The following is a 20480-nucleotide window of genomic DNA, read 5'->3' on the forward strand; positions in this document are numbered from 1 at the left end:
AGGGACTCCCTTAACGGTTGCTCGGACGAACGGGTGTGGCTACGCGTATCCGCGCTCGATCAGTGCGTACAGATCGTCGTCACTGCGGCTTTCCGGGCTCGTCTCCGCCACCGTTTCCGGGACTTGGGGGGCCCGGGGCTCAGGGGCTTCGGGCGCCCGGGGCTCCAGGAGGGAGAAGATGTGGAGAGCGAGCCCCCGCACCGTGGGGTAGGTGAACGCGACCGTGGCCGGGAGCCGTACACCGGCCGCCGCGGTGAGCCGGTTGCGCAGCCGCACGGCCATCGAGGAGTCGAATCCCAACGCCTTGAAGGTCTCGGTCGACCGCGCCGTGAGGTCGGCCTCCGTCAGAGCGACTCCGTTCGCGGACAGGAGCGCCGCCGTTTCGGCGCGCACCAGCGCGAGGACCGCCGACTGCGAGCCCAGGTCCGCCGGCCCGGCGTCCGCTCGCGCGGAGGGGCTGTTCGCGGTGCCGGTGCCGGTGTCGTCGGACGCCGAAAGCCAGTACCGCTGCCGCTGGAACGCGTACGTCGGCAGGGCGACCCGGCGCGGCCGGTCCGCGGCGAAGACCGCCTTCCAGTTCACCGGCAGACCGCGCACGTGCAGCCCGGCCAGCGACTCCAGGACCTTGCCCGCGCTCCCGTCCTGCTTGTGCAGGGTGCTCACCACGGTCGGCGGGGACGCAAGGGCGTCGGCCGCCTCCTCCATCGCGACCTGGAGCACGGGATGCGGACTGACTTCCACGAACACGCCGCCGTGCTCACGCATCAAACCTTCGACGACCTCGCCGAAGCGCACCATCGAGCGCAGGTTGTCGTACCAGTACGAGCCGTCGAGCACGCGGGTGTCGAGGAGGCCGCCGGTGACCGTGGAGTAGAACTTCACCGCCGATTCCCTCGGCGCGATACCCGCGGTGTCCGCGAGCAGACGCTCACGGATGCGTTCGACATGGTGGGAGTGGGACGCGTAGTCCACCTTGACCCGTCGCACCCGGACGTCGTCAGCGGCCGCCATCTCGGCGAACTGGTCGAGCGCTTCGTTGTCCCCGGAGATCACCACCGACGCGGGTCCGTTGACCGCGGCGGCGGAGAGCCGTCCCGGCCACCGCTCCAGGCGGTCCCTGACCCATTCGACGGGCGCGGCCACCGCGCTCATCCCGCCCGGTCCCGCCAGATCGGTCAGGGCCCGGCTGCGCAGGGCGACGATCCGTGCCGCGTCCTCGAGCGAGAGTGCTCCCGACACGCACGCCGCGGCGATCTCGCCCTGCGAGTGCCCCACCACTGCCTCGGGGACCACTCCAAGGGACCGCCATACCTGCGCCAGCGACACCATCATCGCGAAGAGCGTCGGCTGGACCACGTCCACCCGGTCGAGGGACGCGGCCGACTCCTCGCCGCGCACCACGTCCGCGAGGGACCAGTCCACATGGGGTGCCAGCGCCCGCTCGCACGCGTCGATGGCCCGCGCGAAGACGTCCGACTCCGCGTAGAGCTTTTGCCCCATGCCCAGCCACTGCGAGCCCTGGCCGGGGAACACGAAGACGACCGGACCCGCCGGGTCCGTGGCCGTGCCGCGCACCGCCCGCTCCGAGCCGCCGCCCGCCGCCACCAGGTCGAGGCCCGCGAGCGCCTCCTCACGGCCGCCGCTCAGGACCACAGCCCGGTGCTCGAACGACGACCGCTGCGCCACCAGGGCATGTCCCACGTCCACGGCTGAGAGCGACGCGTCCGCGGCCACGAGCTCCCGCAGCCGGGCCGCCTGCTCCCGCAGCGCCGGTTCCGACCGCGCCGAAAGGACCCAGGGCACCGCCGCGGAAGACTCCGCAGAGTTCAAGTCCCCACCTGTGGAGGGTAGTTGCTCATGCTCGCCGGGTGCTTGTTCGAGGATCACGTGCGCGTTGGTGCCGCCGAGGCCGAACGCCGACACTCCGGCCCGACGCGGCCGGCCGGGCTCACCGGGCCAGGGCCGCGCGGCCCGCAGCACCTCGAAGTTTTCGTGGAAGTCGGCGATGGCGGGGTTCGGGGAGCGGAAGTTGAGACTCGGGACCAGGTGTCCGCGGTCCACGCAGAGCGCCGCCTTCACGAAGCCGACGATTCCCGCGGCCGGCTCCAGGTGCCCGACGTTCGTCTTCACCGAGCCGATGGCCAGCGGGCGGCTGCGGCCCGTTTCCCTGAAGACCTCGCGCAGACCGGCTATCTCGGCCGGGTCACCGACGCGGGTGCCGGTGCCGTGGGCCTCGACGTAGTCGACACCGTCGAACGGAACAGCCGCGCGTTCCAGGGCCGCGAGGACGGCCGCCGCCTGCCCGTCGGGGCTTGGATCGGGCATCCGGCTCGACGCTCCGCCGCTGCCGACGCCCCAGCCGCGTACCACCGCGTAGATGTGATCGCCGTCGGCGACGGCGAGGTCGAGCCGCTTCAGGAGGACGAAGGCGCCGCCCTCGCCCCGGGCGAAACCGCTGGCCCGCTCGTCGAAGGTGAAGCAGCGGCCGTCGGGCGACAGAGCGCCCAGATTCGCCAGGCCCGCTCCCGCCTCCGGGTCGGCGATCAGGTGCACGCCGCCCGCGATGGCCATGTCGACCGCGCCGCCCCGTATGCGGTCGCACGCCAGGGACAGCGACACGAGCGAGGACGACTGGCCCGAGTCCGCGCAGTAGCTCATGCCGCGGACGTCGAAGAGGCCCGAGATGCGGTTCGCGATCAGTGCGCCGCTGGAGCCGAGCGCCGCGTAGTGGTCGTCCTGGTCGCTGCCGGACAGCTTGCGCAGCAGTTCGTACCCGGAGGGCGCGGCGCCGACGACGACGTCGATCGCGCGGCCCGCGAGCGAGAACGCCGGGACACCGGCGTCCTCGACGGCCTCCCAGGCGAGCTCAAGACCGAGGCGCTGCACGGGGTCCATGGCAGCCGCCTCCGCCGCACCGGTCTTGAAGAACCCGGCGTCGAACCCGTCGATGGAGTCGAAGAACGAACCCGAGTCGAGGGTGTCGCCGTCCGGATGGGATCTGTACGCCGAGTTCGCGTCGGCCGCCCGGTGCCCGGGGAACGTTCCGACGGTCGACTTCCCCTCGACCAGCAGGCGCCAGAAATCGCTCGGGCCGTGCACGCCGGGGAACCGGCACGACATCCCGATGACGGCAATATCGCTGGCTGCGCCACTCATGCGAATCCCTTCCGGTTCCCTCGACGTACGGCTCTTACGGGCTGCACTGCTCTCACCGCCAGGAGGTCAACAACTTCAGCAGTTCGTCCGGCGCGTCCATGAAGTCGTAATGACCGCCGTCGACCACTCGGAATTCGACCGAGTCCGCGTAATCCCGCCACCCCTGCAACTCGTCGAGGCTCACGTCGGGGTCGTCCCGCCAGTGCAGTACGACGATGGGGCAGGGCACGGCGACCGGCTCGGCCCGCCGGTACGCGCCCGCCGCCGCATGATCGCGGAGCAGTACGAGCATGCCCATGTCGATCATGTCGGGCCGCGGCTCGATGCCCCGGCCTCGGATGAACGACTCCAGTTCGCCGCGGAGTTCGGGCTCGGTCATGGTGAGCATGCGATCGCGCGAGGCGTCGTGCGGTGCCGGCTGGCCCGACACGAACAGGCGGTCCGGTGTCGGCAGGCCGAGTTCGGCGAGCCGGAGCACGGTCTCGTAGGCGGGCAGTACTCCCGCGCAGTGCCCGAAGAAGGCGAACGGCCGGTCGAGCAGCGGCTCCAGGGGGCCGACCAGGTCGGCGGCGAGGTTCTCGTACGTGCCGTAGTGCGGGTGGCCGAGGCGGCTCTCGCGGCCGGGGAACTGCACCGGGCTGACCTCGACGTCGTCGATGGCGGCGGGCCAGGCGCTGAACGCCGAGGCCCCTGACCCGGAGAAGGGGAAGCAGAACATCCGGGCGGGGTGCTCGGACGGCGGCCGGACGAACCAAGGCGAGGTGACGGTGGTGGAGCCGGATGTCATGGCGTCAGTCGTTTCTCGGCGACGATGGGGAGGTGGGTCATGCCGGCGATGAAGTACGACCGCAGGTGCTGCGGTTCGCCGGCGAGGTCGAGGGAGCCGAACCGCTGGAGCAGCTCCTCGAAGAAGACGCGCAGGGTCAGCCGGGTCAGCGGCGCCCCGATGCAGAAGTGCGGCCCGTAGCCGAAGGCGACCTGGCGCTTGGCGTTGGCGCGCGTGATGTCGAAGTCGTGGGGGTCGGTGAACTGGGAGGCGTCGCGGTTGGCCGAGCCGATCCAGGCGACGACCGCGCCGCGGGCCGGGATGGTGCCCCCGGCGATCTCGACGTCGTCGACCGCGTAGCGCATGAAGTTGCAGGCGGCCGAGGTCCAGCGCAGGCCCTCCTCGACCAGGTTGGGGATCAGCGTCGGGTCGGCCTGTGCCTTGGCGAACTGCTCGGGGCGCTCGATGAGGGCGTGCACGGTGCCCGAGACGGTGTGCGGCGTCGTCACATTGGCGCCCAGGAGGATGCTGTAGCCGTCGAGGGCGATCTCCTCGTCGCTCAGCGCCTCGCCGCCGGGGCGGACGCTCATCAGGTGCTGGAGCAGGCTGTCGTCCTCGCCTCCGGACGCGCGCCGCGTTTTGACCCAGTCCTTCACGTAGGTGACCAGCTCGTGGTGGGAGATGGCCAGGGTCGCGGCCTCGCTGCCCTGCAGGAAGTGCGGGTCCGAGGGGGCCGTCACCATGGCGGTCAGCTGGACGAGTTCCTCCCACTCCTTGGCCGGGATCCCGAGGAGGGGTCCCGTCACCATCGCGGGAAGCAGCAGCGCCTTCTCGGCCAGGTCGAACGTCTCCCCCTCCAGGGCGGGCTGGAGGAAGCGCGCGACCGTGCCGCGGATGCTGTCCTCCCAGGACTTCACCGCCCGCGCGGTGAGCTTGGAGCCCAGCGGCCTGCGGACCTCGGTGTGCCGGGGCGGGTCGGTGGAGGTGAGGAGCACCCCGGCGGCGACATCGTCCGTGCCGAGGTGGGTGGGCACGGTGCCGCGCTCGGAGGTGAACTCGCGGTGGTCGCCGAGCACCCGGCAGACGTCCTCATAACGCGTGACCGACCAGAACTCCCGCCCGTCGGGCAGGACTTGGTGGTGCAGCGGCGCCTTCTCCCGCATGACGTCCCAGACCGGGTGCGGATCGCCCGACGTGTACAGGTCCAGGTCGAACAGGTCGACGCGGTCCAGGTCGATGTCGCGCGGGGCGCCCGGCGTCAGCCTCACGCCACTGCCCTTCCCTGCTCGATCAGCGCGGCCACCCGCGCCGGTGTCTGCGCCAGGTAGAAGTCGCGCACGGACAGCTGGACTCCGTAGTCCTCCGCCACCTGGTCGATGATCTTGATGCCGGTCAGCGAGTTGCCGCCGAGCGCGAAGAAGTCATCGTCCGCCCCGACTTCGGCGCCGTTGAGGTGTCGCGCCCACAGCTCCGCGATTTCCTGCGCCAGCGGCACCTGAGTGCTCACAGGTGCGGTTTGTCCTTCTGGCGTCTCGTCCTGCCCACCCAGCTGGTGGACGACCTGCGGCGACGAATTCATTGCCGCTTTCCTTCCTCCGGGGCCCTTTGCGCTGTCCCGCCGGCGAGACAAATTCCTTGAATGGCCGAATGGAGTGTCGCGCGACTTCCCCTCCGCCCACACCGTGTCCGCGCCCCCCGGACCCATGCCGGCCGATGGGGTTGAGAGCGGACCGGCGGGCCTGCATGCTGACGCCCCGACGACCGTCCCGCCGGCCGTCCCGCCGGCGGGACAAGGCAAGTCCGACAGCGCCCCGCACGGCACCGGCACCGGCGTCCGTTGACCGTCCCCTTCGCGTTCCGTGAACGTGAGAGCGGTTCAACGACGTCAGCGACGCAGGGGAATGGGGAACGACGTGGGACACACCGGCGACGTGGGACACACGGAATCGGCCGCGGACGTGGACGCGGGCATGGACGCGGACGTGGTGATTGCGGGCGCCGGGCCGACAGGCCTGATGCTCGCCTGCGAACTGCGGCTGGCGGGCGTCGACGTGGTGGTGGTCGAGCGGCTCGCGGAGCGCACGGGCGAGTCACGGGCCGGCGGCATCCACTCCCGCACCCTGGAGGTCCTCGACCAGCGCGGAATCCTGGACCGCTTCCTCGCGGTCGGCGAACTGCAGCCGGTCGGCCACTTCTCCGCCCTCTACCTCGACTTCGACGAGTCCGAGTCACGGCACCCCTACCCGCTGATGATCCTGCAGTCGGCCATCGAACAGCTCCTGGAGGAGCGGGCCGCCGAGCTCGGCGTGCGGGTGCGCAGGTCCAGCGAGGTGACCGGGATCGACCAGGACGAGTCCGGCGTGACGGTCGAGCTCGGCACGGCCGCCCCGGACGCGGAATCCGCGACGCTGCGCGCCCGCTATCTCGTGGGCTGCGACGGCGGGCGCAGCACGGTGCGCAAGCTGGCGGGCATCGGCTTCCCCGGCACCGAGGCGACGATGACCGCGCTGATCGGCGACGTCGAACTCCCCGATCTGCCCGAGGACTACGTGTGGGTACGGCGCTGCGCGGGCGGCGACTACTCGGCGATCGCCTTCGAGCCGGGCTGGTTCCGGGTGATCGCATCCGAGTACGACCGCGTCGCGGACCGCGACGGGGCCCCCACGTTCGAGCAGCTGAGGGAGTCGCTGGTCAGGATCGCGGGCACCGACTTCGGGATGCGGGCGCCGCGCTGGGTCTCGCGGTTCAACGACGCCGCGCGGCAGGCCGACCGGTACCGCGCGGGCCGGGTGCTGCTCGCGGGCGACGCGGCGCACATCCACTTCCCGGCCGGTGGGCAGGGCCTGAACATGGGCGTGCAGGACGCGGTCAACCTCGGCTGGAAGCTCGCCTCGGTGGTGGGCGGCCGGGCGCCGGAGAGCCTCCTCGACAGCTACCACGCCGAGCGGCATCCCGTCGCGGAGCGCGTTCTGCACAACACGCGTGCGCAGTCGGCCCTGCTCCGCCCCGGCGCCCAGACGGACGCGCTGCGCGAGGTGTTCGGCGCGCTCATGGTGTTCGACGACGTCAATCGGTACCTGCGCCACATGCTGACCGCGCTCGACATCCGCTACCCGGCCGACAGTGACCACCCGCTTGCGGGCCGCAGGGTCCCCGACGCCGACCTCAAGACGCCGGACGGCACCATCGGCGTCTACGACCTGCTGCACGCCGGCCGCCCCGTACTGCTCGACCTGGGCGGCAGCGCCGAGTTGGCGGCTGTGGCCAAGGGCTGGGCCGATCGCGTCGACCTGGTCGACGCACGCAGCGAGGACGACTTCTGGCCCGTACCGGCGATCGGCGAGATCCCCGCTCCCGCCGCGCTCCTCATCCGCCCCGACGGCCATGTCGCCTGGGGGGCCGCCGACGACGAGACGCCCGACGTCGCCGCGCTCCGGGCCGCATTGACGACCTGGTTCGGTCCGTCGGTCCTGCCCCGTATGTAGACGCCCTCCGCCGTGAGCTCGCGGTGGCCGCCGAAGCAGGCGGTGCTGGTGCCCGCGGGCTCGCTCGGGGGCTCGCTCCGGGGCCGGGTCGACGTCCGGCTTCGTGGTGACGCGGGGGCCTGGGGCGGGGCGCCCTGGACGGCGGCGAGGGCGGCACACGGCCGCCGTACGCGCCAACGCGCGTACGGCGGAGAGGATGACGCAGACCGGACGGTGTGCCGTGCTCGGCGACGCGCCCGGGCGATGTGCCGCTAGGAGATATGCCGCTAGGCGGTCTGCCGATCGGCAGATTCGAGCACCTGCGTCACCCACTTGTCGACGGGCAGACCGTGCGCGGCAGCGACCTTGGAGTAGTGGTCGAGCTGGCCGGCGGAGAGTTCGATGGTGAGCGTGGTGACCTTCTGGTGGCGCCATTCGGCGGCCGCCGCCGGCGTGCCGGCGCGCGGCACTTCCTGCTGCTCGTCGCCGCTGCTCGGGTCGAGCTCGGCGGTTTCGCTCTGCACGGCGAGGCTGGCGCGGACCGCCCTGCGGAGTTCGTTGCGCGACCACTTCTGCTGTTCGGCCTTGCGCAACCAGTAGTCCTGCTCCGGCGGCGACAGACGGGTCACTTCGGCGTGGTGGGCGAAGCTGAGGCTGTCCCGCCTGCGCTGGTGCTCGAACCGCCTTGCCACCCACGCGTAGTTGCGCAGGGTCTGGTAGTCGAGCCCCGTGCGCTCTATGGCTTCCTTGTACCGCCGCCACCCGTAGGTGGCCTCCCCGTAGAGCAGCCAGTCGGCCAGCCACCACGCCGAGGAGTTCACGAGCTCGCGCAGGTTGGTGCCTATGCGCTCCCAGGACTGCTCCGGCATGTTCTGCGGGAAGGTCATCCCTGTCTTCTGCACCTTGGCCTGTGCACCCAGGAAGGACAGGACCACGTCGCGCTGTGCCAGGTCATCGCTGGTGTCCACCGGCTTCGTCTTGGACCTGCTCGCGGTTCTCACAGCGCCCGTCACAGCCTTCAACTCCCCACTCAATGTGTCTTCCCGGCCGGTCACCGACCACTGACCGATATGGCTCCTCGGTGGTCGCCATCGGATCCGTGCGGTGTTCAGCCCGCGGCCATGGCCTCGCGCAGGCTCTTGGGACGCAGGTCGGTCCAGTGCTGCTCGACGTACTCCAGGCACTCGGACCTGGCCGCCTCGCCGAAGACCACACGCCAGCCGGCGGGCACCTCGGAGAACACCGGCCACAGGGAGTGCTGCTCCTCGCCGTTGACCACGACGTAGAAGCGGCCGTCCTCGTCATCAAAGGGGTTCGTGCTCAACAGGCACCGTCCTTAACCGTCATCGGGCTACTGGGGATGGGGCACCACCGGACCGGGCGCGCGAACGCACCGGACACCGGCCGCCCCTCGGCGTTGTCCGGCGCTGTCCGGTCGACGGGACACCCGGCATGCGGGGCGACCCCGGCACTGCGACGACACCGTAAGGACACGGCCAGCGGCGCTTCAAGGGCAGCAAGCTCCCCGGCCGAACAGTCATCCGCATCAAGCCGCACCCGCCGCGACCACCTGTACCCCGCCGCGTTCATGTGCCACGATGCCCGGCCGCGTCCCGCGCAGAAGGGCCTCCCGATCGGCCCGCCGAACGGCCCGCGCGCCGGCCGCGGCGCCGGACGCCGTCGGAGGAACGCTCAAGAGCCGCTGCAACAGCGGCGGAACTCCCCTCGCGCCCGCGCCCTGTCCACCACACCCCGCTCTATGGTCGAACACGCGTGGCCCGATCCGAGGGGGAACGATGGACCACTCACCACCCGCACTGCGCCTGTTCGTCCTGCACCACGCAGGCGGCTCCCATCTCCTGTACCGCAACTGGCCGGCCGAGCTGCCCGACACCTGGAACGTACGGCTGCTCGACGCCCCCGGCCACGGCCACCTGCTCGACCTGCCGCTGATCACGGACATCGGCGAACTCGCCGACTACCTGCTGCGCAGGATCGAGACCGAAGTGACCGGCCCCTACGCGCTCTTCGGGCACAGCATGGGCGCCGCCCTGACGTACGAGATCACCCGGCGCATCGTCGACCGGGGTCTGCCGTTGCCGGTCTGGGTCGGCCTCTCCGCACAACCCGCACCGCAGTCGGCGGAACGGGCGAGAGGGAACCGCGAAGAGCTGACCGACGCCGAACTGCGGACCCGCCTGCAGGAGTTGGGCGGCACGCCCGACGAGGTGCTCGACGACGCCGACCTGTGGTCCATGTTCGCACCGATCATCCGAGCGGACCTCGGTATGGCGGAGAACTGGCGCCCCACCACCGACTCCGGTCCTCTGCCCGTGGCGCTGTCGGCCTATGCCGGCACCGAGGACCACTCTGCCTCACCAGTGCGGATGAAGGGCTGGGAAGAGCACACCGAGCACTTCCTCGGTCTGCGGGTCTTCGACGGCGGCCACTTCTACTTCGCGGAGGACCCCGGACCGCTGCTGCGCCACATCACCCGGGACGCCACCGCGGCGCTCGCCGCGACGGACGCGACACGCTCCGGTTGAGCCCCTCTCGGCGGCCGGACGGCCTGCCCGAACGACACATGTCACCGGACGTGCACCCAACTCAAGGAGGCGTGATGGCGCAGCAGGCCAGTGCAACCCCGGGGTCGCAGAGCGGCCCGACAACCTCCCTGCCCCAGCCCTCGGCGCGGCAGTCGCCCACCGCGGGTACCGGACCGGGCCGGGGCCAGGTCCTGACGACGAAGGTGGGCCTGCAGATGCCCACCGGGATGGCCTACGACGAGTGGGAGCGGTCCGGGCGCCAGCTCGCCGGTGTCCTCGACTCGTCCTCCTGGTGGCTGGGTGACTGGCTCGTCTACGGCAAGGACCACTACACCGACCGCTACCAGCGCGGGATACGCGCCATCGGCCTCTCGTACCAGACCCTGCGCAACTACGCGTGGGTCTCACGACGCTTCGACTTCAGTCGCCGCCGGCCCGTCCTGAGCTTCCAGCACCACGCCGAGCTGGCTTCCATGCCGGTCGAGGAACAGGACTTCTGGCTCGACCGCGCCGAGCAGCAGCAGTGGACCACCAAGCAGTTGCGCGGCGCCCTGCGCGCCGCGCGCAAGGGCGAGCAGCAGCCGCGTACCCCCATCGAGCCGAGCCACCGCCTGGAGGTTCCCGGCAACCGCCTGCAGTCGTGGCACAAGGCGGCGGAGCAGCTGGGGGTCGACTTCGAGCAGTGGGTGACGACCACGCTGGACAGCGCGGCCGCGAGCGCTCTGGAGGAGCTCGGTGAGCCGGAGGAGCGCGGGGAGATCTCCCGGCTCAAGGAGGTGGCAGGCGCCTGAGTGTCCGGTGCCTGAGTTTCCGGCGTCCGAGTTCCGACGCCCGGGTTGCCGGTCGCCTTGAGCCGGAAGGCCCCCGGAGCGAGCGAGATGAAGCTTCAGACATCTCGCTCGCTCCGGGGGCCTTCTCGACCATGTCTCCGTCCCGTCAACAGGACAACCCTTCTGAAGGTCGAGTACCGCTTCAGAAGCTCTCAAAGGGCCTGCATGTGGCCTTCTAGTTGCCGTTGAGGCGCTCCGCGAACCACACTGCGAAGAGATGCGCGGCAGTCGGCGGCTGCACTTCCGCCGAGGTCACACAGGCCGGGAGCACACCCATGACCTGTCCTCGGCCCGCTCAGGCACCGGGCGCCAGGTAATCACCTTCCCGGGAGTTCGCAGCACGACCAAATGTTCTCGTCCGGAATTCAAGCGTTCGTCCACCGGTCCTCGGGACCCTCCGTCAGCCAGAGTCCCAGTCCCCCGCAAAAGGAGTTGTGCCTGTGAGCGTCAACTGCCCGGCCGAGGGCGAAATCACCCCCGCCCCCGACGACACAAAGGACACGCCGTGAACGAGCAGGAGCAGCGCCGCCGGCGGCGCCCGCAGCGTCAGCATCGGACGACCGGCCCGGCATGGCACCACAGGGGCCGGTCCTCACTCGCCACATCGCGGCTGACCGCGTCCCGGCTCATCGCGACCCGGTACATCGCGACCCGGCTCGCCGGCACCCGAACGACGACGCCGGAGTGCAGGCGGGGGCAGTGCCCGTGACACACATGCCTCTGTTTCTTCCTCCGGCCGACGGCACGGTGGACGACACTTCCCGATTGACGGCGCTCGGCCACGAGCTTGCCGCCGCAGCCGAAACCAACGGGGAGGCGGCCCGCGCGCTGGCCCGCCGGCTCGCCTTGTCCCTCTCCCCCAGGGCCCGGCTCGTCCTGCTGAGCGCCCTGACCGGGGCAGAGCCCGAGCCCGACGCCCCCGATCCCCGGCCGCTGCCCCGCAGCAGTCCGCCCCCGGCCGCTCTCATCCGCCTGCGGTTCGCCGGCGCGAGCGCGCTCGAAGCTGCTGCGGCCTCCTTCGGCGCCGCATCGGGCCGGGGCTTCGGAGATGCGTGGAGCGATCCCGCGACGCTCACTCTCCACATCCCCGGCGATGCGGGCGCCGAGACCCTGCGGGCAGTGCTCGCGGTCCTCGACGCGGCAGCGGTCACGGCCGATTCGCTCACCGTGCACACCAACGAACTCGACGACGTCTTCGCCGCGTTCACCGGTCTGTCCTGAGCAGCGGGCGGGGCCGCCCGTAAAGGGGCAGCACTGCCGGAGCCGTGTCACCTGAGAACGGCTCAAGAGCCGCCACACCACTGGCTGAGCCCGTCTCGTGCGGGCGCCCTGCCGGACGGCCACCGTTCTATGGTCCGAGGACGCGTGGCCCGATCCGAGGGGGAGCGATGGACGGCACCCAACCTTCCTTGCACTTGTTCGTCCCGCACCTACCGCGGGCGCCCCTCGGGCGAGGCGGCACGCGATCGACGCGGCTGTTGCGGCCGGCGTCACCATCGCGGGGCTATCGGGAGGGCTCATGGCAGTGCTAGCAGCCGTGGCGGGAGCGAGCGGCTATGCGGGAGGCGAGCTCCTGCGCCTGCTGCTGGCCCACCCCGAAGTGGAGATCGGTGCTCTGACCGGGAACTCCAGTGCGGGGCAGCGTCTGGGTACGTTGCAGCCGCACCTGGCTCCACTGGCCGGGCGGGAAGTCGCGCCCACCACAGCCGACGCCCTCAAGGGGCACGACGTCGTCTTCCTCGCCCTGCCCCACGGCCAGTCGGCCGCCGTCGCGGAGCAGTTGGGCGACGAGACGCTCGTCGTCGACTGCGGCGCGGATTTCCGCCTCGCGGACGCGGCCGACTGGGAGTCGTTCTACGGCTCGCCGCACGCGGGCACCTGGCCCTACGGGCTGCCCGAACTACCGGGAGCACGCGCCGAGTTGGCGGGGTCCGGGCGCATCGCGGTGCCGGGCTGCTACCCGACCGCCGTCCTCCTTGCCCTCTTTCCCGCGTACGCGGCGGCACTCGCCGAACCCGAGGCGGTGGTCGTCTCGGCGTCCGGCACGTCCGGCGCCGGCAAGGCCCCCAAGACGAACCTGCTCGGCAGCGAGGTCATGGGCTCCATGCGGCCGTACGGCGTGGGCGGCGGCCACCGGCACACCCCGGAGATGAGCCAGCACCTCGGCGCCGTCGCGGGCCGCCGGGTCGCCGTCTCCTTCACCCCGACCCTGGCCCCCATGCCCCGCGGCATCCTCGCCACCTGCTCCGCCGCGGCGCGGCCGGGGGTCGGCGCGGACGACATACGGGCGGCGTACGAGAAGGCACTCGGCGACGAGCCGTTCGTGACGCTGCTGCCCGAGGGGCAGTGGCCGAGCACCGCGGCCGTGTACGGGTCCAACGCCGCGCAGGTCCAGGTCGCCTTCGACCCGGCGGTCGGCCGGATCATCGCGATCAGCGCCATCGACAACCTCACCAAGGGCACCGCGGGCGGTGCCGTCCAGAGCATGAACATCGCCCTCGGCCTCCCCGAGGGGCTCGGGCTTTCCACGATCGGAGTCGCACCGTGAGCGTCACCGCAGCACGAGGCTTCACGGCGGCGGGCATCGCCGCCGGAATCAAGCAGAACGGCAACCCGGACCTGGCGCTCGTCGTCAACACCGGACCGCGTCGGGCCGCGGCCGGCGTCTTCACCTCCAACCGGGTGAAGGCCGCGCCGGTGCTCTGGTCCGAGCAGGTCGTCAAGGGCGGCGTGGTCGCGGCCGTGGTCCTCAACTCCGGTGGCGCCAACGCCTGCACCGGCCCTCTCGGCTTCCAGGACACGCACGCCACCGCCGAGAAGGCCGCCGAAGTGCTCGGCGTCGGCTCCGGCGAGATCGCCGTGGCCTCGACCGGCCTCATCGGTGTGACCCTGCCGATGGACAAGCTCCTTCCGGGCGTCGCCGAGGCCGCGGCCCAGCTGTCCGAGGACGGCGGCGAGCGAGCCGCGGTCGCCATCAAGACCACCGACAGCGTGCACAAGACGGCCGCCGTCAGCCGGGACGGCTGGACGGTGGGCGGCATGGCCAAGGGCGCCGGCATGCTCGCGCCGGGCCTCGCCACGATGCTCGTCGTGCTGACCACGGACGCCGCGCTCGACTCCGGAGTCCTGGACACGGCGCTGCGCGAGGCGACCCGCCTCACCTTCGACCGCGTCGACTCCGACGGCTGCATGTCCACCAACGACACCGTGCTCCTGCTCGCCTCCGGCGCGGCCCACGTCGAGCCGGGCCATGCGGAGTTCGCCGACGCCGTGCGCGAGGTCTGCGCCGATCTGGCCCGCCAGCTCGTCGCGGACGCCGAGGGCGCGAGCAAGGAGATCCGCATCGAGGTGGGCAACGCCGCGAGCGAGGACGACGCCGTCGAGGTGGGCCGCTCCATCGCCCGCAACAACCTCCTCAAGTGCGCCCTGCACGGCGAGGACCCCAACTGGGGCCGCGTCCTGTCCGCCATCGGCACCACCGGCGCCGCCTTCCACCCCGACGAGCTCAACGTCGCCATCAACGGCGTGTGGGTGTGCAAGAACGGGTCGGTGGGCGAGGACCGCGACCTCGTGGACATGTCGGGCCGCGAGGTCCGACTGACCGTGGACCTCGCCGCGGGCACGGAGTCCGCCGTCATCTGGGCCAACGACCTCACCGCCGAGTACGTCCACGAGAACAGCGCGTACGCCTCTTGACCACCTCCCCGCGCCGGCGTGCGGGGCACCCCACGAAGGAGACACGATGAGCGACGACGGCGCGGACATCATCGGGGCGGGCAACACGGCGCTGACCCACCGCTGGCAGGGCGTCATGATGGACAACTTCGGCACCCCGCGGCTGCCGCTGGTCCGCGGCCGCGGCACCCGGGTCTGGGACGCGGAGGGCACCGAGTACCTCGACTTCGTCGGCGGCATCGCGGTCAACTCGCTCGGTCACGCCCATCCCGCGGTCGTACGGGCGGTCGCCGAGCAGATCGGCTCGCTCGGCCATGTGTCGAACCTGTTCATCGCCGAACCGACCGTGCACCTGGCCGAGCGCCTGCTCCGGCTCACCGGACGCACGGGCCGCGTGTACTTCTCCAACTCGGGGGCCGAGGCCAACGAAGCGGCCCTGAAGATCGGCAGGCTCACCGGCCGGACCCACATGGTGGCCACCACCGGCGGCTTCCACGGCCGCACCATGGGCGCCCTCGCCCTCACCGGCCAGCCCGACAAGCAGCGCCCCTTCCTCCCGCTGCCGGGCGACGTCACCCACGTACCGTACGGAGACGTGGAGGCCCTGCGTGCCGCCGTCACCCCGCACACCGCGCTCCTGATGCTCGAACCCGTGCAGGGCGAGAGCGGCGTGATCGTGCCCCCGCCCGGCTACCTCCGGGCCGCCCGCGAGATCACCGCGGCGACCGGCACCCTCCTCGTCCTGGACGAGATCCAGACCGGCATCGGGCGCACGGGCCGCTGGTTCGCCGCGCAGGCCGAAGGCGTCGAGGCGGACGTCGTCACCCTGGCCAAGGGCCTGGGCGGCGGCCTGCCCATCGGTGCGACACTCGCCTTCGGCGCGGCGGCACAGCTGCTCACCCCCGGCACCCACGGCTCCACCTTCAGCGGAAATCCGGTGGTGTGCGCGGGCGCGCTCGCCGTCCTTGACACCATCGAGCGGGGCGGCATCCTCGCCCACGTGACCCGGGCGGGCGAGCGGCTGCGGCGCGGCCTGGAGTCCACCGGGCACCCGCTGGTGCGCGAAGTCCGGGGCACGGGGCTCCTGTTGGGCGTGGTGCTCGACGGGAAGATCGCCGGGCGCGTGCAGCAGGCGGCCCAGGACAACGGCCTCCTGGTGAACGCGGTGGCACCGGACGTCATCCGGCTCGCCCCGCCGCTGACCGTGTCGGACCGCGAGGTGGACACCTTCCTCGACGGCTTCCGGGCAGCACTGACCGTGGTCTCCGACGAGGTGCTCACGGCGGTCTGAAGCGGGTACGCCCCTCCCTCCGCGGCCGAGGCCCGCGGCACGTCACGGCAGCCGGCTCATCAGACCGGCCGTCTCGCGCTTGTACGTGCACGCGCTCTCCCCGAAGGACTTGCGCACCCGGTCGCGCACCTCGCCCGGCTGCTCCTGGCTGAGCTTGAACATGCCCTCGGCCCCGGTCACCTTGAAGCGGAAGGCGCCCACGGCGGGCGCGATCTTACGGAAGTAGCCGAGGGACTCGGTCATGTCCCAGCCGTCGCCGAAGGAGCCCTCGAAGGCACGGACCGTGGACTGCACCACGCCCAGCGTCTCCTCCATCTCGTCGATCTTCTCCACCACGCCCCGGACGTGCACCGCGGTGAAGTTCCAGGTCGGAGCGGCCGGAGTCACCTCGTACACCGTGGGCGACACATAAGAATGCGGGCCGGTGAACGTCAGGAGCAGCACGCTGCCGGACTCCAGGGCCGCCCAGTGCGGGTTCGCCCGGTTCATGTGTCCGAGCAGCGTGGCGCCCGGCAGCTCGCCGGTCCAGTCGGCGGACGTCTCGGGGTCGAAGATGACCGGCAGATGTGTGGCGAAGGGGCCGTTTCGGGGGCAGCCGTTGGCCACCGCGAGCGCCAGTGGATTACCGCGGATCAGGTCCACCATCCACGAACTGTCCGATTCTCGGTAGAAGCTCGGCACGAACATCCTGAATCACCTTTCGGCAGTCGGAAAATCCGCGCCGACCATACTTCCGCCGCCCTGGACAGAACCTCGAGAAGCTCTCGAATGGTCTTCAGGCCGTTTTCGAGTTGTCTTTGAGTCGTCTTGGACAGACTCCGGACCAACACTGCAGAACGGTCTCTCGGACCAACAGCCGAGTTTTCCAGACGCAAGCGGGAGAAACCTCAATGGGTATAACGGGTAGCAGCGAAGAGATCTACGACGTGGTCGGTATCGGGTTCGGCCCGTCCAACCTGTCGCTCGCGATCGCCTTGGAGGAGCACGGGGCGAGCGATCCGCAGAATCCGGTCAAGTCCCACTTCTTCGAGCGGCAGCCCACGTTCGGCTGGCACCGGAACATGCTGCTGCCGTCGACGACCATGCAGATCTCGTTCCTCAAGGACCTGGCGACCTACCGGGACCCGATGTCCCGGTTCAGCTTCATCTCGTATCTGCACGCCTCCAACCGGCTGGTGCAGTTCGTCAACAACCAGGACTTCTTCCCGACCCGGCAAGAATTCCACCAGTACCTGGAGTGGGCGGCCGCCGGCCTCGGCGACCGGGTCACCTACGGCACCGAAGTCACCTCCATCACGCCCGTCACCGAGAACGGGGCCCAGGCGCCCGACCTCCTTCAGATCGAGGTGCGCGGCAGCGACGGCACCACCAGCGTGGTCACCACACGCAACGTGGTGATCTCCACGGGTCTGGTGCCGCGCCTGCCCGAGGGCGTGACGTCCGACGAACGGGTCTGGCACAGCTCGGAGTTCCTGGCCAAGTTCAACTCACGCAAACCGGAGGACCTCAAGAACGTGGCGGTGGTCGGCGCGGGACAGAGCGCGGCCGAGATCACCCGGTTCTTCTACGACACGCTGCCGCACGCGCAGGTCTCCGCGGTCATCCCCTCCTACGGCTACTCCATCGCCGACGACACACCCTTCGCCAACCAGATCTTCGACCCCGACGCGGTCGACGACTACTACTTCGGCACCCAGCAGGCACGCGACGCGTTCTGGCGCTATCACCGCAACACCAACTACGGGGTCGTCGACTCCGACGTCATCCGGTCCCTGCACCAGCGCTCGTACGACGAGCAGGTGCGCGGCACCCAGCGGCTGCACTTCCGCAACCTCTCCCGGGTCGCCGAGGTCAAACAGGCCGGGGACGGCACACAGGTCGTCCTGCGCTCGCTGCTCGACGACAAGACGGAGGAACTGTCCGTCGACGCCCTGGTCTTCGCCACCGGCTACGACAGCCTGGACCCGGCCCGGCTGCTCGGCGACTTCGACCGGCACTTCCAGCGCGACGCGGCCGGCAAACACCGGGTGGAACGCGACTACCGGCTGATCTCCGCATCGGAACTCAACTGCGGCGTCTACCTGCAGGGCGGCACCGAGCACACCCACGGTCTGACGTCGGCCCTGCTGTCGAACATCGCGATACGCGGCGGCGAGGTAGCCGACTCCATCATGATGCGGCGCACCGAGCGGGAACTCGACCGTGCCTCTTCCGTCGCCGTCGCCCCCTAGGCGGCGTCGTCGAACGGGTGGCTGCTCGTCATTCCACTCCGATTCAAGCCGTCCCCGATTCACTTACGGGCTGAGAGCGAATCGTCATCCATTCGCGGCGGGGCGCAGCCGGGATCGACAGGTATTCATTTTCCCGGCATCCCGCGGCACAGCCAAGTGTTCTCATCCGGAACTCAAGCGCATGTCCACTGGTTGTCGGGCCCGTGCCCGGAGCCGGGATTTCCTCCACAGAAGGAGTCGTAATGATGAGCGCCAACTGCCCGGTCGGGTCGGCGGCTCGGTCCACCGTCGTGGTCGTGCGAGGTTCTCATGACTGACAACGTGCGACCGGTGACGGTGCCGGTTCCCGACCATCCGCACCAGGGCCGGACGGTCGTGGTCAAGCTGGGCGGGCATGCCATGGTCGACGACGACCTCACGGCAGCCTTCGCCCGCGACATCGTCTCCCTGCACCAGGCCGGACTCCGCCCCGTGGTCGTGCACGGCGGCGGCCCCCAGATCGACGCCGAACTCACCCGGCACGGCCTGCCCCGCGAATTCAAAGCCGGGCTCCGCGTCACCACACCACAGGCGATGAACGTGGTCCGCATGGTCCTGGCCGGCCAGATCCAACGCGACCTCGTCGGCCTCATCAACCGCCACAGCCCTCTCGCCGTCGGCATGACCGGCGAAGACGCCAACACCCTCACCGCCAAACGCTGCGTCCCGTGGATCGACGGACAACCCGTGGACATCGGCCGCGTCGGCGAGATCACCCACACCGACACCAGCACCATCAACACCCTGCTCGACGACGGCCGCATCCCCGTCATCTCCCCCCTGGCCCGCAGCGCCGAGGACGGCCACGTCTACAACATCAACGCCGACACCGCCGCGGCCGCCGTCGCCACCGCACTGCACGCCCACACACTCCTCATGATGACCGACGTCCCCGGCCTCTATCCCGCCTGGCCACACCGCGGAGACGTCATCCCCAAACTCACCGCCCGCGAACTCGAAAAACTCCTCCCCGAACTCAGCGACGGCATGATCCCCAAAATGACCGCATGCCTCCACGCCGTACGAAACGGCGTCAGCACCGCCCGCGTCATCGACGGAAGAACCCCTCACTCCGTCCTCCACCACATGACCGACCATCACACCACCGGCACCGAAATCACGCCCGACCCCGAAGACACGAAGGACACGGAGGGCACGAAGGACACGCCTATAGCGTGAGGGTGCAGCACTTGACGCTGCCGCCCGCCTTGAGCAGCTCGCCGAGGCTCACGCCGATCGGGTTGAAGCCCCGCTCCTTGAGCTGTTCGACGAGCGCGGTGGCCGCCTGGGGCAGCAGTACGTTGAGTCCGTCGGAGAAGGCGTTGAGGCCGAACACCGCGGCGTCCTGCTCCGAGGCGATGACCGCGTCCGGGAACAGCTCGCGCAGCACCGCCTGGCTGCCGGGGCTGAAGGCCGGCGGGTAGTACATGACCTCGTCCGGCGAGAGCACCGAGAGGGCGGTGTCCAGGTGGTAGTAGTTCGGGTCGACCAGGGTCAGGGCGGTCACGGGGATACCGAAGAACTCCTGGGCCTCCGCGTGCGAGCGGGGGTCGGTCCTGAAACCCGTGCCGGCCAGCATGCGGCGGCCCACGCGCAGGTAGTCGCCCTCGCCCTCGTTGATGTGCTCGGGCCACAGCAGTTCGTGGAAGCCGTTGCGGGCGAACCAGTCGAGGTAGGCCGGTCCCTCCGCGGTCCGCTCCCGGTGCCGGAAGCGGGCGCCGAAGACCTTGCCGTCCACCACGGTGGCGCCGTTGGCGGCGAACACCATGTCCGGGAGGCCCTCGATCGGCTCGACCACCTCGACCGTGTGCCCGAGCGCGAGATACAGCTCGCGCAGCTGCTCCCACTGGAGCAGGGCCGTCGCGGCGTCCGTCGGCTTCTCCGGGTTCATCCACGGGTTGATGCTGTAGGTCACGTCGAAGTACTGGGGACGGCACATCAGCAGGCGGTGCGGTACCGCCTCCCGCTGCTCCCGCTGGGTCCGGGATGCCGGTCGGTCGACTGCGGGGCCGTTCAAGGACATGACGGGTCCTCCGTGTGTTCTTCGTGAGAGAGAGGAGTGTGTTGCGTGCACGGCGCTGCAGGGTGTGCGGCGCCGGGCGTGAACATCCGTTGCGTGAACGTCCTTCTCGTGGAAGGGAGTTGTTCCGTATCAGGCGGCGGAGACCAGTCGCGCGTTCGCGGCCGTGGAAACGTAGGGAGTCGTGTTCTGGAGGGCCGGGGCCTGGAGGCCGGGTTCGGAGGTCTTGAGGATGGCCTGTTGCAGGCGGCGCAGTTCCGGTGAGGGCTCAAGGCCCAGGTCGCGTACCAGGGCCTGGCGCAGTCGCTGGTAGACGCTCAGCGCCTCACCCCGGCGCCCCGAGCGATACAGCGCCAGCATGAACTGGCCGTGCAGATTCTCGTGCGTGCGATACCGGCTCACCAGCACCGTCAGCTCACCCAACAGCTCCCGGTGCCGTCCCAGGCGCAGATCCGCCTCGAT

At 70.5% G+C, this 20480-nt stretch carries 18 protein-coding genes; 9 read left to right on the forward strand and 9 right to left on the reverse strand.

What is annotated here, in order from left to right; genetic code table 11:
• Positions 1–39: 39 nt before the first annotated feature.
• From ACWFR3_RS27350 to ACWFR3_RS27365, 4 genes are read right to left on the reverse strand one after another with little or no spacing between them, the layout of a single operon-like run.
• Positions 40–3156 carry a type I polyketide synthase gene (locus ACWFR3_RS27350; protein WP_453737283.1) on the reverse strand — a complete coding sequence of 1039 codons (3117 nt, stop codon included), beginning with the start codon at positions 3154–3156 and terminating at the stop codon, positions 40–42.
• A gap of 52 nt (positions 3157–3208) precedes the next feature.
• Positions 3209–3943 carry a thioesterase II family protein gene (locus ACWFR3_RS27355; protein WP_453737284.1) on the reverse strand — a complete coding sequence of 245 codons (735 nt, stop codon included), beginning with the start codon at positions 3941–3943 and terminating at the stop codon, positions 3209–3211.
• The gene (locus ACWFR3_RS27360) at positions 3940–5190 is read right to left on the reverse strand and encodes a cytochrome P450 (protein ID WP_453737285.1); all 1251 of its coding nucleotides are present in this window, start codon (positions 5188–5190) and stop codon (positions 3940–3942) included. The genes ACWFR3_RS27355 and ACWFR3_RS27360 overlap by 4 nt, the downstream gene beginning before the upstream one ends.
• A complete protein-coding gene (locus ACWFR3_RS27365) occupies positions 5187–5429 on the reverse strand; it encodes a phosphopantetheine-binding protein (RefSeq protein ID WP_453737286.1) in 243 nt (80 codons plus the stop codon). The genes ACWFR3_RS27360 and ACWFR3_RS27365 overlap by 4 nt, the downstream gene beginning before the upstream one ends.
• Positions 5430–5835: 406 nt before the next feature.
• Between ACWFR3_RS27365 and ACWFR3_RS27370 the strand changes: the two genes are divergently transcribed.
• A complete protein-coding gene (locus ACWFR3_RS27370) occupies positions 5836–7407 on the forward strand; it encodes an FAD-dependent monooxygenase (RefSeq protein ID WP_453737287.1) in 1572 nt (523 codons plus the stop codon).
• A gap of 266 nt (positions 7408–7673) precedes the next feature.
• Here ACWFR3_RS27370 and ACWFR3_RS27375 read toward each other — a convergent pair whose 3' ends face one another.
• Both ACWFR3_RS27375 and ACWFR3_RS27380 read right to left on the reverse strand, forming a co-directional pair.
• Positions 7674–8399 (reverse strand): LmbU family transcriptional regulator, encoded by a 726-nt coding sequence (locus ACWFR3_RS27375; RefSeq protein WP_453737288.1) that lies wholly within the window; start codon positions 8397–8399, stop codon positions 7674–7676.
• A gap of 95 nt (positions 8400–8494) precedes the next feature.
• On the reverse strand, positions 8495–8710 hold the full coding sequence (locus ACWFR3_RS27380; RefSeq protein ID WP_453737280.1) for an MbtH family protein: 216 nt from the start codon (positions 8708–8710) through the stop codon (positions 8495–8497).
• A gap of 472 nt (positions 8711–9182) precedes the next feature.
• On the opposite strand from ACWFR3_RS27380, the gene ACWFR3_RS27385 reads away from it, so the two are divergent.
• The 6 genes from ACWFR3_RS27385 (at position 9183) to ACWFR3_RS27410 (ending at position 15728) form a co-directional block, all read left to right on the forward strand.
• Positions 9183–9932, forward strand: coding sequence for a thioesterase II family protein (locus ACWFR3_RS27385; protein WP_453737289.1), 750 nt, complete (start codon positions 9183–9185; stop codon positions 9930–9932).
• A 74-nt stretch (positions 9933–10006) separates the two neighbouring features.
• Positions 10007–10723: an LmbU family transcriptional regulator gene (locus ACWFR3_RS27390; protein WP_453737290.1), complete on the forward strand. Its 717-nt coding sequence runs from the start codon at positions 10007–10009 to the stop codon at positions 10721–10723.
• Positions 10724–11476: 753 nt separating this feature from the next.
• Entirely contained in the window at positions 11477–11983 is a 507-nt protein-coding gene (locus ACWFR3_RS27395; protein WP_453737291.1) for a hypothetical protein, read from the forward strand.
• 298 nt (positions 11984–12281) lie between these two features.
• Positions 12282–13310, forward strand: a complete 1029-nt coding sequence (gene argC / locus ACWFR3_RS27400; protein WP_453737292.1) for an N-acetyl-gamma-glutamyl-phosphate reductase — start codon at positions 12282–12284, stop codon at positions 13308–13310.
• A complete protein-coding gene (argJ, locus tag ACWFR3_RS27405; RefSeq protein WP_453737293.1) occupies positions 13307–14458 on the forward strand; it encodes a bifunctional glutamate N-acetyltransferase/amino-acid acetyltransferase ArgJ in 1152 nt (383 codons plus the stop codon). The genes argC and argJ overlap by 4 nt, the downstream gene beginning before the upstream one ends.
• Positions 14459–14504: 46 nt before the next feature.
• Entirely contained in the window at positions 14505–15728 is a 1224-nt protein-coding gene (locus tag ACWFR3_RS27410) for an acetylornithine transaminase (RefSeq protein WP_453737294.1), read from the forward strand.
• A gap of 42 nt (positions 15729–15770) precedes the next feature.
• Here ACWFR3_RS27410 and ACWFR3_RS27415 read toward each other — a convergent pair whose 3' ends face one another.
• The gene (locus ACWFR3_RS27415; protein WP_453737295.1) at positions 15771–16415 is read right to left on the reverse strand and encodes an FMN-binding negative transcriptional regulator; all 645 of its coding nucleotides are present in this window, start codon (positions 16413–16415) and stop codon (positions 15771–15773) included.
• Positions 16416–16618: 203 nt separating this feature from the next.
• On the opposite strand from ACWFR3_RS27415, the gene ACWFR3_RS27420 reads away from it, so the two are divergent.
• Complete coding sequence (locus tag ACWFR3_RS27420) at positions 16619–17959, forward strand: lysine N(6)-hydroxylase/L-ornithine N(5)-oxygenase family protein (protein WP_453737296.1); 1341 nt, start codon at positions 16619–16621, stop codon at positions 17957–17959.
• A gap of 309 nt (positions 17960–18268) precedes the next feature.
• A complete protein-coding gene (argB, locus tag ACWFR3_RS27425; protein ID WP_453737297.1) occupies positions 18269–19177 on the forward strand; it encodes an acetylglutamate kinase in 909 nt (302 codons plus the stop codon).
• Here the strand turns inward: argB and ddaH are convergent.
• Positions 19167–20021, reverse strand: coding sequence for a dimethylargininase (gene ddaH / locus ACWFR3_RS27430; RefSeq protein ID WP_453737298.1), 855 nt, complete (start codon positions 20019–20021; stop codon positions 19167–19169). The two genes, argB and ddaH, sit on opposite strands and share 11 nt — an antisense overlap.
• A gap of 129 nt (positions 20022–20150) precedes the next feature.
• Positions 20151–20480 (reverse strand): AfsR/SARP family transcriptional regulator (locus ACWFR3_RS27435; RefSeq protein WP_453737299.1); only part of this gene is annotated, 330 nt, incomplete at its 5' end.

The sequence above is a fragment of the Streptomyces sp. NPDC055189 genome (assembly GCF_053606765.1).

Excerpts from the sequence above, each read along its gene's own strand:
- argB (WP_453737297.1), top strand. The coding sequence starts at position 18,269 with ATGACTGACAACGTGCGACCGGTGACGGTGCCGGTTCCCGACCATCCG.
- ACWFR3_RS27350 (WP_453737283.1), bottom strand. The coding sequence starts at position 3,156 with ATGAGTGGCGCAGCCAGCGATATTGCCGTCATCGGGATGTCGTGCCGG.
- ACWFR3_RS27390 (WP_453737290.1), top strand. The coding sequence starts at position 10,007 with ATGGCGCAGCAGGCCAGTGCAACCCCGGGGTCGCAGAGCGGCCCGACA.
- ACWFR3_RS27385 (WP_453737289.1), top strand. The coding sequence starts at position 9,183 with ATGGACCACTCACCACCCGCACTGCGCCTGTTCGTCCTGCACCACGCA.
- ACWFR3_RS27410 (WP_453737294.1), top strand. The coding sequence starts at position 14,505 with ATGAGCGACGACGGCGCGGACATCATCGGGGCGGGCAACACGGCGCTG.
- ACWFR3_RS27415 (WP_453737295.1), bottom strand. The coding sequence starts at position 16,415 with ATGTTCGTGCCGAGCTTCTACCGAGAATCGGACAGTTCGTGGATGGTG.
- argC (WP_453737292.1), top strand. The coding sequence starts at position 12,282 with ATGGCAGTGCTAGCAGCCGTGGCGGGAGCGAGCGGCTATGCGGGAGGC.
- ACWFR3_RS27420 (WP_453737296.1), top strand. The coding sequence starts at position 16,619 with ATGGGTATAACGGGTAGCAGCGAAGAGATCTACGACGTGGTCGGTATC.
- ddaH (WP_453737298.1), bottom strand. The coding sequence starts at position 20,021 with ATGTCCTTGAACGGCCCCGCAGTCGACCGACCGGCATCCCGGACCCAG.
- ACWFR3_RS27355 (WP_453737284.1), bottom strand. The coding sequence starts at position 3,943 with ATGACATCCGGCTCCACCACCGTCACCTCGCCTTGGTTCGTCCGGCCG.
- ACWFR3_RS27395 (WP_453737291.1), top strand. The coding sequence starts at position 11,477 with ATGCCTCTGTTTCTTCCTCCGGCCGACGGCACGGTGGACGACACTTCC.